The organism is Gracilibacillus marinus (assembly GCF_042651725.1).
In the GTDB taxonomy this organism is placed as follows: domain Bacteria; phylum Bacillota; class Bacilli; order Bacillales; family Amphibacillaceae; genus Gracilibacillus; species Gracilibacillus marinus.
This window is the reverse complement of record NZ_JBHSDV010000005.1, coordinates 148,367-162,132: the sequence shown is the minus strand read 5'-3', so window position 1 is coordinate 162,132 and position 13,766 is coordinate 148,367. Positions and strand designations below refer to the sequence as shown.

The 13,766-nt window shown below is 36.9% G+C and carries 10 protein-coding genes; 9 read left to right on the top strand and 1 reads right to left on the bottom strand.

Features of this window, described 5'->3' with window-relative positions; all coding sequences use genetic code 11:
* Nucleotides 1-14: 14 nt before the first annotated feature.
* On the bottom strand, nt 15-1,073 hold the full coding sequence (locus ACFOZ1_RS14295) for a D-alanine--D-alanine ligase (protein WP_390200374.1): 1,059 nt from the start codon (nt 1,071-1,073) through the stop codon (nt 15-17).
* A gap of 259 nt (nt 1,074-1,332) precedes the next feature.
* Here ACFOZ1_RS14295 and ACFOZ1_RS14290 point away from each other — a divergent pair, with 259 nt between their 5' ends.
* From ACFOZ1_RS14290 to ACFOZ1_RS14250, 9 genes are all read left to right on the top strand, one after another.
* Entirely contained in the window at nt 1,333-2,838 is a 1,506-nt protein-coding gene (locus ACFOZ1_RS14290) for a nitrate/nitrite transporter (RefSeq protein ID WP_390200372.1), read from the top strand.
* A gap of 246 nt (nt 2,839-3,084) precedes the next feature.
* Nucleotides 3,085-3,768: a heptaprenylglyceryl phosphate synthase gene (pcrB, locus tag ACFOZ1_RS14285; RefSeq protein WP_390200371.1), complete on the top strand. Its 684-nt coding sequence runs from the start codon at nt 3,085-3,087 to the stop codon at nt 3,766-3,768.
* A 21-nt stretch (nt 3,769-3,789) separates the two neighbouring features.
* A complete protein-coding gene (gene pcrA, locus ACFOZ1_RS14280; RefSeq protein ID WP_390200369.1) occupies nt 3,790-6,021 on the top strand; it encodes a DNA helicase PcrA in 2,232 nt (743 codons plus the stop codon).
* A gap of 19 nt (nt 6,022-6,040) precedes the next feature.
* The gene (gene ligA, locus ACFOZ1_RS14275; RefSeq protein ID WP_390200368.1) at nt 6,041-8,056 is read left to right on the top strand and encodes an NAD-dependent DNA ligase LigA; all 2,016 of its coding nucleotides are present in this window, start codon (nt 6,041-6,043) and stop codon (nt 8,054-8,056) included.
* Nucleotides 8,053-9,204: a CamS family sex pheromone protein gene (locus ACFOZ1_RS14270; protein ID WP_390200366.1), complete on the top strand. Its 1,152-nt coding sequence runs from the start codon at nt 8,053-8,055 to the stop codon at nt 9,202-9,204. Before ligA ends, ACFOZ1_RS14270 begins: the two co-directional genes overlap by 4 nt.
* A 151-nt stretch (nt 9,205-9,355) precedes the next feature.
* Nucleotides 9,356-9,646, top strand: a complete 291-nt coding sequence (gene gatC / locus ACFOZ1_RS14265; RefSeq protein WP_390200364.1) for an Asp-tRNA(Asn)/Glu-tRNA(Gln) amidotransferase subunit GatC — start codon at nt 9,356-9,358, stop codon at nt 9,644-9,646.
* Nucleotides 9,647-9,657: 11 nt separating this feature from the next.
* Entirely contained in the window at nt 9,658-11,127 is a 1,470-nt protein-coding gene (gene gatA / locus ACFOZ1_RS14260) for an Asp-tRNA(Asn)/Glu-tRNA(Gln) amidotransferase subunit GatA (RefSeq protein WP_390200362.1), read from the top strand.
* The gene (gene gatB, locus ACFOZ1_RS14255) at nt 11,127-12,560 is read left to right on the top strand and encodes an Asp-tRNA(Asn)/Glu-tRNA(Gln) amidotransferase subunit GatB (RefSeq protein WP_390200360.1); all 1,434 of its coding nucleotides are present in this window, start codon (nt 11,127-11,129) and stop codon (nt 12,558-12,560) included. Before gatA ends, gatB begins: the two co-directional genes overlap by 1 nt.
* Nucleotides 12,561-12,772: 212 nt before the next feature.
* Nucleotides 12,773-13,687: a diacylglycerol kinase gene (locus tag ACFOZ1_RS14250; protein WP_390200358.1), complete on the top strand. Its 915-nt coding sequence runs from the start codon at nt 12,773-12,775 to the stop codon at nt 13,685-13,687.
* Nucleotides 13,688-13,766: the final 79 nt, after the last annotated feature.

Here is a 13,766-nt window from a genome sequence, read left to right as displayed (position 1 = left end):
GCAATGCCTCCTATTTATTCCACTGTATATTTGATTTTCATTTTTTCTTCATGGCGTTCTAATGCAAGTTCGACAAGACGATTAATTAAGGATGGATAATCGACTCCTGAGTGTTTCCATAGTAACGGGAACATACTGACAGGTGTAAAACCAGGCATTGTGTTCACTTCATTGATGATTAATTCGTTGTTTTTCGTTAAGAAAAAGTCCATTCTAGCCAATCCAGAACAATCCAATGCTTTATATGCAGTTGTAGCCATTTCTTTCACTTGTTCATAGATAGCTGAGTCAATTTCAGCAGGGATGATAAGTGCTGTATCGCCATCTTCATATTTCGATTTATAATCATAAAATTCCGTTTTTGGAACAATTTCACCAACAACAGAACAAGAGGTTTCATCATTTCCGATGACTCCAATTTCAATTTCACGTGCTACGACACCTTGCTCTACAATAATTTTGCGATCAAATTGTAGTGCTTCTTCAATTGCAGCTTCTAATGCATGACGATCTGAAGCTTTATTAATCCCAACACTTGACCCGAGATTTGCTGGTTTAACAAAACAAGGATAACCAAGATTGCGTTCGATTCGGTCGATTACTTCTGGTTTTTCTACTTCCCAATCTTTTCTTATAAATCCTTCATATTTTACTTGTTGAAGACCTGCTTGTTGGAAGATTGCTTTCATTGCAAGTTTATCCATACCAGCTGCAGATGCTAATACACCATTACCTACATATGGAATGTTCAACAATTCTAATAATCCTTGAACAGTACCGTCTTCCCCATTAGGCCCATGAAGTAATGGAAAAACAACTTGAGACTCTTCTTCATTTGCTAAAGAAAAAGGAGAAAGGCTAGTTGTTTCATGATGCACTTCTAATGCTTTTATATCTTCCACTTTTCCTTCTAATCGCTTGCCTTTGTTCCATGTACCTTGTGCATCAATGTAGACAGGGTGGACTTCATATAGATCTAAATCCACTGCATTCATTACAGCCTTTGCTGTTTGCATCGAAACTTTATGTTCAGCAGATTTACCGCCAAATAATATAAGTAATTTTGTTTTCATTTCAAATACCTCCAGTAATTTATCCTACCTATTATATATGTAGCTATCCTATGAAAGAATGGCTTATCCTATACGCACACAATACATTTAGTATACCTCTAAGTCAATGGAGATGACAATAATACAAAAGAATCGGATGATACTTTTGTAAATAACTGAGCAACTACTGAATTTTACTATGTGAAATTAGTCACAGACATTTTACGGATAACTCATTATGCTATGACTAAATAAGTTCGTTAAGAGAAGGAGAATTATGATGCAGAACGTAAAAAAACTTCAACTACCACTTCAAACATTAAGTTTAGTTACAGGTTTTATGGTGTGGGTGTTGCTATCATCATTAATGAGTTTTATTAAACAAGACATCAGCTTAACTGCAGGACAGATTTCTTTAATTACGGCAGTTCCAGTTATTTTAGGTTCCGTGTTACGTGTGCCATTAGGATATTATACGAATAAATTTGGTGCGCGCTGGTTATTTATTCTAAGTATGTTATTTTTAATTTTGCCTGTTGGTTACTTAAGTATGGCTAATTCATTTATGGATTTAATCATTGCAGGATTGTTCTTAGGAATTGGTGGTGCAGTATTCTCTGTTGGTGTCACATCATTACCTAAATATTATCCAAAAGAAAAGCATGGATTTGTGAACGGGATTTATGGTGTTGGTAATATTGGTACTGCGGTTACTTCTTTTGGAGCACCAATTATTGCAGGAATGTATAGTTGGAGATTAGCTGTGCTTACATTTATCGTTCCATTAGCATTATTTGCAATATTGAACTTTGTTTTTGGGGATAAGCATGAACCAAAAGTAAACACATCTTTAAAACAACAAATTATGAGTGTCTATAAAAATAACAAACTATGGTTCTTAAGTTTCTTTTATTTCTTAACGTTCGGATCATTTGTTGCCTTAACCGTCTATTTACCTAACTTCTTAGTTTCTGAGTTTGACTTATCAAGTGTAGATGCAGGACTTCGTACAGCGGGATTCATCGTATTATGTACATTAATGAGACCAATTGGTGGATGGTTAGGTGATAAATTCGATCCATTCAAAGTATTAATGATTGTGTTTACAGGGTTAACGATTTCTGGGATTTTGCTCTCTTTCTCTCCAACGATTCTACTTTACACAATAGGTAGTTTGTCTGTGGCGTTCTTCTCTGGAATTGGGAATGGTACGATATTTAAATTAGTACCATTATACTTCTCCAAACAGGCAGGTATTGTGAATGGGATTGTAGCAGCAATGGGTGGACTCGGGGGATTCTTCCCACCAATCATTCTTACATTAGTTTTTGAGATTAATGGACACTATGCCATTGGTTTTATGGCATTGTCTCAATTTGCTTTAGCAAGTTTGATTATTATTTTGTGGATGTATTATACAGATAAATTAACCATCTCAGATTATATTGTAAAAAATGCAGGTCAAGCCATTTTGGTTACAGATGAGCATAGTAAAATAATGAAAACAAATAAAGCATTTGAAAAAGTGACAGGATATGAGGAAAGTGAAGTCATTGGACAGAAACCAAGTGTCCTAAGTTCAGGTGTACAGGATAAAGCATTTTATCTAGAGATGTGGGATCAACTGGCTTCCACAGGTATATGGCAAGGGGAAATCATGAATAAAAGAAAAAATGGTGAGCTATACAAACAATGGCTGTCAATTAGTACATTGAAAGACGCTGGTGGGAATGTCACGAATTATGTCGGTGTGTTTAGTGAAATAACAGAAACGAAAAAAGCTTAACAGGAGAAATCCCCTCGGAAAGTTGCTGACTTTGCGAGGGGATTTCTATTATGTTAGGCTTTTTGTTTTTGGACGATTAGCAATATGTAAATTTTTCTCCTGTAGTAGTCTGTTATCATTCATCATTCTGTCTATTTTTTGCTATACTATAAGAATGGAAAAAAGAATGATAGTCTGTGACGAAGCATCTGTTTGCAAGTGGGGATATCATTTCAAATCTATCGACAGTAATGGAGGATTATGATTGTGTATAATATGGAAGAATGGAAACATGTATTTAAACTAGATCCAGCGAAAGACATAGACGATGAGATACTGGATCAAGTATGTGAATCAGGTACAGATGCAATTATTGTCGGTGGGACAGATAATGTGACACTCGATAATGTATTGCAATTATTAAGTTATATTAGAAGATATACAGTTCCGGTTATTTTGGAAATTTCAAATATAGAATCAGTAACACCTGGATTTGATTATTATTTTGTCCCAATGGTCATGAATAGTAAGGAAAAGAGATGGATGATGGATATTCAGCATGAGGCTGTTGTAGAATATGGGGACATTATTAATTGGGATGAGATGGTAGCAGAAGGCTATTGTATTATGAATCCTAATGCAAAAGTGTTTAAGCATACCAATTGTATATTGCCTACAGAAGAAGATGCTATAGCACATGCAAGAATGGCAGAGCATTTATTCCATCTTCCGTTTTTTTATGTAGAGTATAGTGGAACATATGGGGATCCACATCTTGTAAAAAAAGTAAAAGAACAATTAAATGAGACGAAGCTTATCTATGGTGGCGGCATCACAACTAAAGAAGAAGCTGAAGAAATGGCACAATTTGCGGATATTATTGTTGTGGGAAATGCACTATATGATAATCCAAAAGAAGCATTAAAAACAGTCAAAGCTGTGAAGAAATAAGGACGGAAAGGTGAGTCAAACATGCATGACTTGTTAAAAGGATTAAATACTGAACAGCGCGAAGCTGTCAAACATACAGATGGGCCGTTATTAATTATGGCAGGTGCAGGTAGTGGAAAGACGAGAGTATTGACACATAGAATTGCGTATTTATTAGATGAAAAGGAAGTCTCTCCTCGCAGTATACTCGCGATCACTTTTACCAATAAAGCTGCGCGTGAGATGAAGAATCGAATTAGCGCACTTGTTGGTCCTCATGGTCATGATATGTGGGTATCTACATTTCACTCCATGTGTGTACGAATTCTGAGAAGAGATATTGATCGAATTGGTTATAGCCGTAATTTTTCGATATTAGATAGTGGGGACCAACTCACTGTAATTAAAAATATTGTCAAAGAAAAGAATTTAGACCCAAAGAAGTTCGAACCACGAGCATTTTTAGGTGCAATTAGTAGTGCGAAAAATGAGCTCATTACACCAGAGAAATTTGCGGAGGATGTCGGTGACTTCTATAGCCGACAAGTGTCCGAAGTATATACAGAGTACCAAAAGAGACTGCGCAAAAATCAGGCTTTAGACTTTGACGATTTGATTATGCAAACTATTCATCTATTCACACGTGTCCCTGAAATATTAGAGTATTACCAACGTAGATTTCAATACATTCATGTCGATGAGTATCAAGATACGAACCATGCACAATATTATTTAGTCAAACAATTGGCGGCGAGATTTCAGAATTTATGTGTAGTTGGTGATTCTGATCAATCGATCTATGCATGGCGTGGTGCGGATATTAGTAATATCTTATCATTCGAGAAAGACTATCCACAGGCGAGAGTTGTCTTGTTAGAACAGAATTATCGTTCAACAAAGTCTATTCTAGATGCGGCCAATAAAGTAATTGGGAATAATACTGGTCGAAAGCCAAAAAACCTTTGGACAGAAAATACAGAAGGAAACAAAATTCTTTATTATCAAGCAGATTCAGAGAGAGAAGAAGGGTTATATGTTGCGAATAGAATTAAGCAACTAACGACAGAAGAGAAATACAACTATAATGATATCGCGATATTATATCGGACGAACGCACAATCTCGTGCGATTGAAGAAACATTTATGAAATCGAATATTTCCTATCAAATGGTTGGTGGCACAAAATTCTATGATCGAAAAGAAATTAAAGATTTATTAGCATATTTACGACTAATTGTGAATCCAGATGACGATATTAGTTTTGTACGTGTTGTGAATGAACCGAAGCGTGGCATTGGAAAGACATCATTAGAGAAGTTACAACAATACGCCCAAATCAATGATATTTCTCTTTATACGGCAGTACAAGAAGTGGATTTCGTCGGAGTAAGTGCTAAAGCCGCAAAGGCATTAGTGGAGTTTGGCCAATTAATTGAAAATTGGGAGAAACAACAAGAGTTTTTATCTGCGACAGATATGGTAGAAGAAGTGATTGAAAAGACAGGTTATGAAGAAATGCTTCTTAATGAAAAAAGCATTGAGGCAGAGACAAGACTTGAGAATATTGAAGAATTTAAAACGGTAACGAAGCATTTTGAAGAAACAAATGAAGAGAAGACATTAGTCAATTTCCTCACAGAATTAGCACTCATATCGGACATTGACAGAATGGATGAGGACCCAGAGCGAGAAGAGAAAGTGACAATGATGACATTACATGCAGCAAAAGGCTTGGAGTTTCCTGTTGTTTTCTTAATCGGTATGGAAGAGAATGTCTTTCCACATAGTCGTTCGATGATGGATGAAGAAGAGATGCAAGAAGAAAGAAGACTTGCATATGTTGGAATTACAAGAGCGGAAGAAATGTTACATGTCACACATGCTAAAATGCGTACATTATTTGGACGTACGAACATTAACCCAATTAGTAGATTTATTCAGGAAATACCTGAAGAATTACTAGAAGGAAAAGAAGAAATCGAGCAATCTATGTTCGGAAGAGGTCGTGTGACAATCCAAGATGATGATCTACCATTCCATACACCACAAACAAATCAACCAAAGCGTAGTGTACAGCGAACGGTAGCGAAAACCACTGGTGGAGACAGACAATCATGGCAAGTTGGTGACAAGGCAATGCATAATAAGTGGGGCAAAGGAACAGTCGTGAGAGTCACAGGAGAAGGCGAATCAATGGAACTAGATATTGCATTCCCAGCACCTACTGGAATTAAACGATTATTAGCTAAATTTGCACCAATTACGAAAGCTTAAGAGGAAAGGAGGGAGCAAGATGACAGAACAAGAAGCAAAAAAGCGGATAGATATACTGAAAGAAGAGTTAAATACATTTAATTACGAATATCATGTACTGGATCATCCTAGTGTGTCGGATTTCGAATATGACAAGAAGATGAGAGAATTGAAAGAATTGGAAGCAAGCTATCCAGCATTGGTAACTACTGATTCTCCGTCTCAACGCGTTGGTGGAGAACCATTAGCAAACTTCCAAAAAGTTACGCATCGTGTCCCAATGTTAAGTCTAGGAAATGCATTTAATGAAGAGGACTTGAAGGATTTTGATAGACGTGTACGTGAAGGACTTGATGTAGAAGAAGTAACCTATGTATGTGAATTAAAAATTGATGGACTGGCTATTTCTTTGCGCTATGAAGATGGGTATTTTGTCCAAGGAGCAACTCGCGGTGACGGTACGACAGGAGAAGATATCACATCCAATTTAAAAACAATCCGTAGTATTCCATTACGAATTGATGATGACAATCCAATTGAAGTACGTGGAGAAGCATACATGCCACAAAAAGCCTTTGTTCAATTGAACGAGGAACGCGAACAAAATGGGGAAGAACTTTTTGCAAATCCTCGAAATGCAGCTGCAGGTTCGTTACGTCAGTTAGATCCTAAAATCGCAGCAAAGAGGAATTTAGATATTTTTCTTTATGCTGTTGGAGAATGGGAATCTGGTGAACTTGAGACACATAGCGAGAGACTTGAGTATTTGCAAAAGTTAGGATTCAAAACAAATCCAGAATGGCGCAAAGCAAATGGAATCGAAGAAGTAATTGAATATGTGAATAAATGGGTCGAAAAAAGAGCGGCATTGCAATATGACATTGATGGTATCGTAATTAAAGTCGATAATTTAGAAGCGCAAGAACAACTTGGATTTACAGCGAAAAGCCCGCGATGGGCAATTGCGTACAAATTCCCTGCAGAAGAAGTTGTTACCAAACTAATCGATATTGAATTAAGTGTGGGTAGAACAGGGGTCATTACACCGACAGCCATTCTAGAACCAGTGAAAGTAGCTGGAACAACTGTACAACGTGCATCTCTTCATAATGAAGACTTGATTAAAGAGAAGGATATTCGCATTACAGATACTGTCGTCATTAAGAAAGCCGGAGACATAATCCCAGAAGTCGTTCGTGTTGTAGAGGATATGCGTGAAGATGATGCGGTACCTTTTACAATGCCAACAACGTGTCCTTCTTGTCAAGATGAGTTAGTTCGTTTAGAAGGAGAAGTTGCATTACGTTGTATTAATCCGAATTGTAGTGCCCAGTTACAAGAAGGGCTCATTCACTTTGTGTCACGATTAGCAATGAATATTGATGGATTAGGTGAAAAAGTAATTGAGCAATTATTCAAAGAACAGTTAATCCATACGATTGCAGATCTATACAGATTAGAGCGAGAAGAATTATTAAAGCTTGAGCGAATGGGTGAGAAGTCTGTCACGAATTTGCTAGAAGCGATTGAACAATCCAAGCAAAATTCACTAGAACGATTATTATTTGGGCTTGGGATTCGATATGTTGGATCAAAAGCGGCCAAAACACTCGCGCAACATTTTGAAACACTTGACCGAATCCAACAAGCTACATTTGATGACTTTGTTGCTGTTGATGAAATAGGAGATAAGATGGCAGACTCTCTTGTCCGTTATTTTGAAGACGATAAAGTGAAAGAGTTATTAGAAGAATTAAAGAGTCTTCAGTTAAATACGGCATATTTAGGGCCAAAAGTAGCGGAAGTGAAAGAAGATACACCATTTGCTAATAAAACGATTGTGCTGACAGGGAAGTTGTCTATCTATACACGTCAAGAAGCAAAAGACCGAATAGAAGCATTAGGTGGTAAGGTGACTGGTAGTGTAAGCAAGAAGACAGATTTATTAATTGCAGGGGAAGATGCTGGATCAAAATTAGACAAGGCCAAGAAACTAGAAATAGAGGTTTGGGATGAAGCAAAACTCCAAGCGGTACTAGAGGAGGATGCGACATGAAACGATTAGGTTACTTGCTAATAATGACAGTCTTATTGCTGACAGCTTGTGCCCCGCAATTTGGCCGTAGTCCTGATGAGACAATTGTGGACGAAGGGCAAGAAGACACGGAACAAGAAACAGCCATCATTCCGAAACATAACTTGTCAGATGAGAATTACCGAGTAGTGATTGACTCGAATCTGAGTCAAGCAAGAGGTGTTATAACAAATCAGATTGCGAATCGTGTCGATATTGATGAGTTAGAAACAGGCTTAAGAAGACATTCAAAAGCAGTATATGATCCAGAGAAATACTACTTTCAAGAAGGACAGTATTTAACGAAAGATGTGTTATATAGTTGGTTAGAAAGATATGATGAGGAAACAGATCCATTAGGGTTAAATCCAGCAATAGAAGATACAGGTAATCCAATAGAGGATGAAAAACAAAATCCGAAGTATCTATCCCATATTCTAGAACAAAACTATTTAACAAAATCTGAAGACGATGTGATGCAGCTATCTGGTATTTCGATTGGGATTGCAATGAAATCTGTCTATCGTTATCGTACAGAAATTGGTGGTCCATATTATTATGAGGACATACCTGAGAGTGATATGTTACGAGAAGCGAATGAGTTGGCTGGTGAAATTGTACAGCGAATTAGACAAACAGAAGGTCTAGAGAAAGTTCCGATTATGCTAGCGATTTACAGAGAAGCGGCACAGAATTCCTTAGTTCCAGGTAACTTTGTAGCAAAAACGAATGTACCAGGAGATCAGTCAGCTGTAGGGGAATGGCAGAATATCGATGAAGAGAATGTATTATTCCCATCGAATTATGGTGAAAAAACGTATCCAGATACATGGGCTACTATATTTGATTTTGAATCAGATATAGCAGAATACTTCCCGAATTATGTAAGTGTGATTGGGAAGGGATTTTACCGTGGTAATGAGCTCCAAGATTTAAAAATTGAAATACCTGTTTCCTTTTACGGGAAAGCAGAACTTATTGGCTTTACTCAATATGCATATGGACTAGTGTTATCTGCCTTTCCGAATACGTATAACCTAGAGATTAATATTACTTCAGGCGATAAAGTGGAAGCATTAATTGTTAGAAATGTAGGCGATGAAGAAGGTTTTGTGCATATTTATGATTAAAAGTGGATAAGTGTTTCAAAAAATCAACAAATAGTGATAAAATATACGTTATGTATTTAACTAATAAAAATCAACAAGCACTATACAATTAGGATGCTTTTTTACACATAGTGCTTGTTATGTTTGTTTGAATAATTTGGAGGTGACAAGAATGTCAGAAATAACAAAAGAACAAGTAAAACACGTTGCGAATTTAGCAAGATTGGCCATTACTGATGAAGAAGTAGAAAGAATGACAAAACAGCTTGCTGATATTATCAATTATGCAGAACTATTAAATGAATTGGATACAGACGGCGTAGAACCAACGACACACGTACTTGATTTGAAGAATGTGATGCGTAAAGATGAACCGCGCGAATGGATTACAAAAGAAGACGCATTGAAGAATGCACCAGATCAACAAGACGGACAATTCCGTGTACCGTCAATTCTAGAATAGGAGGAATGACCGTGTCACTTTTCGATTATACATTGAAGGAACTACAAGAAAAGCTACATAATAAAGAAATTACAATTAGTGATTTAGTAGATGCTTCTTTTACTCGTATTCATGAAGTAGAAGATGAAGTGAAAGCATTTATTACTTTAAATGAGGAAGAAGCAAGAAGACAAGCGAAAGAATTGGATGAGCAATTAGGCGAAAATGCTTCTATTCTTTATGGTATGCCAATAGGTATTAAAGATAATATCGTAACAAAAGGATTACGTACAACATGTGCGAGTCAAATTCTGGATAATTTACATGACCCATTATATGATGCGACAGTTATTGAGAAATTAAATAAAGAAAAGACAGTTACTATTGGGAAGTTAAATATGGATGAGTTTGCAATGGGTTCTACAACAGAGAACTCTAGTTATGCGAAAACTCGTAATCCATGGAATACAGACTACGTTCCAGGTGGATCTAGTGGTGGTTCTGCTGCTGCTGTTGCCGCTGGTGAAGTATTCTTCTCATTAGGATCGGATACAGGTGGTTCCATTCGCCAACCAGCATCTTTCTGTGGTGTTGTTGGATTAAAACCTACATATGGATTAGTGTCTCGATTTGGACTTGTAGCATTTGCATCTTCACTAGACCAAATTGGACCAATTACTCGTACTGTAGAAGATAATGCACATTTACTACAAGCAATTGTAGGACATGACAAGATGGATTCTACATCTGCACATGTAGAGATTCCGAATTATGCAGATGCATTGAAACAAGACGCGAGAGGACTACGTATTGCAGTTCCTAAAGAATATTTACAAGAAGGTGTAAATCCTGAAGTAAAAGAAGCGGTATTACAAGCATTAAAGCAATATGAGGAATTGGGTGCAACATGGGAAGAGGTTTCTCTACCACACTCTAAATATGCAGTAGCGGCATATTATCTATTAGCATCATCAGAAGCAAGTGCGAACTTATCGCGATTTGATGGTGTGCGTTACGGTAAACGAACAGAAAAACGCGTAGATATGTTAGATATGTTCAAATATTCTCGTGCAGAAGGCTTCGGTGATGAAGTAAAACGCCGTATCATGCTAGGAACATTTGCACTTAGCTCAGGATATTATGATGCCTATTACAAAAAAGCCCAAAAAGTACGTACATTAATCAAACAAGATTTCGAAAAAATCTTTGAAGATTATGATGTAATTATTGGACCAACTTCCCCAACAACAGCTTACAAAATTGGCGAGAAAATTGATGATCCATTAACAATGTATGCAGATGATATCTTGACAACACCTGTGAACTTAGCAGGTCTACCTGGTATTTCTGTTCCGTGTGGATTCTCAAGCGAAGGATTACCAATCGGATTACAGATTATTGGTAAGCACTTTGATGAAGCTATGGTGTATCGTGCAGCATATGCGTATGAACAAGCAACAGATTATCACAAAAAACGTCCTAGTTTAGGAGGTGCGAACTAATGACGAATTTCGAAACAGTTATTGGTCTAGAAGTGCACGTAGAGTTAAAAACAAAATCGAAAATATTTAGTCCAGCGCCAAATGCATTCGGTTCGGAGCCTAACTCGAATGTCAATCCAATTGATTTAGGCTATCCTGGTGTGTTACCTGTGCTTAATGAAGAAGCAGTCAACTTTGCAATGAAAGCAGCAATGGCAATAAATTGTGAGATTGCTACAAATACTAAGTTTGACCGTAAGAACTATTTCTATCCAGATAATCCAAAAGCATATCAAATCTCTCAATTTGATCAACCGATTGGAGAGAACGGATATATTGATATTGAAGTGAATGGTGAGAAAAAACGTATCGGAATCACTCGTCTTCATTTAGAAGAAGATGCAGGGAAATTAACACATAATGATGATGGATTCTCTTTAGTGGATTATAATCGCCAAGGAACGCCACTTGTAGAAATCGTATCAGAGCCAGATATTCGCACACCTGAAGAAGCATATGCATATTTGGAAAAGTTAAAGAACATTATCCAATATACAGGTGTATCTGATTGTAAGATGGAAGAGGGATCTCTACGTTGTGATGCGAACATTTCTATCCGTCCTGTAGGTCAAGAGGAATTCGGTACAAAAACAGAGTTGAAGAATTTAAACTCCTTTTCTTTTGTACAAAAAGGATTAGAATTTGAAGAAAAACGCCAACGTGAAGTGCTATTAAATGGTGGCGAAATTCTACAAGAGACACGTCGTTATGATGAACAAACAAAAGAAACGATTTTAATGCGTGTAAAAGAAGGTTCAGATGATTATCGTTATTTCCCTGAACCAGATTTAGTGCCATTATATATTGATGACGAGTGGAAAGAACGTATTCGTGCAGAAATCCCTGAATTACCAGATGCACGTCGTGAGCGTTACATTCAATCACTAGACTTACCTGCATATGATGCAAGTGTTTTAACAAGTACGATTGAAATGTCTGATTTCTTTGAAGCAACAATCGACGCTGGAGCAGAACCGAAGCAAGCATCCAACTGGTTAATGGGTGAAGTATCAGCATATATGAACAAACAACAAGTAGAGATTAATGAGCTCAAAATGACACCACAAGCATTAGCGAAAATGATTCAGCTAATCGCAGATGGAACGATTTCTTCTAAAATGGCGAAGAAAGTATTTGCTGAACTAGTTGAAAATGGTGGAAATCCTGAGCAAATCGTTAAAGACAAAGGACTTGTACAGATTTCTGATGAAGGCCAATTACGTGATATCATTGCAGGCATTCTGGATGCAAATGAACAGTCTATTATAGACTTTAAAAATGGAAAAGACAAAGCGCTTGGTTTCTTAGTTGGTCAAACAATGAAAGCAACAAAAGGACAAGCAAACCCACCAATGGTAAACAAAATTATTTTAGAAGAAATAGAAAAAAGATAAGAAGTGGGCTACGTGAATTTGCGTAGCTCTTTTCTAATCCGACAATTATGGTATAATCAGGTAGCGCAACTTCTATAAGTTTAATCAAAGAAAATATTCGAGAGATTCTAGTAATCCAAAATATAATAAGATATATCGTTTTTATTTGCAATATTTAGGGAATCATCTATGATGATGTATATAAGAATGATTTATTTAAGAGGAGAATGACAATGAAGCGAGCACGTATCATTTATAATCCAACTTCTGGACGCGAAGCTTTTAAGAAGGAATTAGCTGATGTACTATGCAAATTAGAAGAAGCAGGCTATGAGACTTCCGCACATGCCACAACATGTGAAGGTGATGCAACGAAAGCAGCAAGAATCGCTGTAGAGCGAGGTTTTGATATTATTATTGCTGCAGGCGGAGACGGAACAATCAATGAAGTGATTTGTGGAATGGCAGAACAAGAGAACCGACCTAAGCTTGGAATCATTCCAGTTGGGACAACAAATGATTTTGCACGTGCATTAGGCATCCCTCGTGACATTCAAAAGGCAGTGGACATTATATTAGAAGACCGTGTCCGAAAATTAGATATTGGTAGAGTAAACGATCATTACTTTATGAATATTGCAGGTGGCGGTAAATTAACTGAATTAACATATGAAGTACCTAGCAAATTAAAAACAATGTTAGGACAACTAGCTTATTATTTAAAAGGGATTGAGATGCTTCCATCATTAAAGCCAACGAAAGTCATGATTGAATATGATGGGAAAGTGTTTGAAGATGAGATCATGTTATTTCTAGTCTCTAACACAAATTCAGTTGGAGGATTCGAAAAAATCGCCCCAGAAGCGAAGATGGATGATGGCTTATTTGATTTAGTTATCTTAAAGAAAGCGAATTTGGCTGAGTTTATTCGCATTGCATCCCTTGCAACTAAAGGGGCACATTTAGAAGATAGCCATATTTTCTACACGAAAGCGAATCGAATTAAAGTGACACCAGAAGAGAAAATGCAATTGAATTTAGATGGAGAATTTGGTGGAATGTTACCTGGGGAGTTCGTCAATCTCTATCAACACATCGAGTTTTTTGTTACAGAAGCTTTCAATGAAAGACAAGATGAATTAGCATAAGTGAAGAGACCCTGCTTTAATCAAGTAGGGTTTTTGTGTGGCAACGTATTTTGTAAGTCTTTCGGTTATTCCATAATGA

What these genes read in the sequence shown, in the direction of transcription:
- gatC (WP_390200364.1), top strand. Translation starts at nt 9,356, where the DNA reads ATGTCAGAAATAACAAAAGAACAAGTAAAACACGTTGCGAATTTAGCA.
- ACFOZ1_RS14290 (WP_390200372.1), top strand. Translation starts at nt 1,333, where the DNA reads ATGCAGAACGTAAAAAAACTTCAACTACCACTTCAAACATTAAGTTTA.
- gatB (WP_390200360.1), top strand. Translation starts at nt 11,127, where the DNA reads ATGACGAATTTCGAAACAGTTATTGGTCTAGAAGTGCACGTAGAGTTA.
- ACFOZ1_RS14270 (WP_390200366.1), top strand. Translation starts at nt 8,053, where the DNA reads ATGAAACGATTAGGTTACTTGCTAATAATGACAGTCTTATTGCTGACA.
- ACFOZ1_RS14250 (WP_390200358.1), top strand. Translation starts at nt 12,773, where the DNA reads ATGAAGCGAGCACGTATCATTTATAATCCAACTTCTGGACGCGAAGCT.
- pcrA (WP_390200369.1), top strand. Translation starts at nt 3,790, where the DNA reads ATGCATGACTTGTTAAAAGGATTAAATACTGAACAGCGCGAAGCTGTC.
- ligA (WP_390200368.1), top strand. Translation starts at nt 6,041, where the DNA reads ATGACAGAACAAGAAGCAAAAAAGCGGATAGATATACTGAAAGAAGAG.
- ACFOZ1_RS14295 (WP_390200374.1), bottom strand. Translation starts at nt 1,073, where the DNA reads ATGAAAACAAAATTACTTATATTATTTGGCGGTAAATCTGCTGAACAT.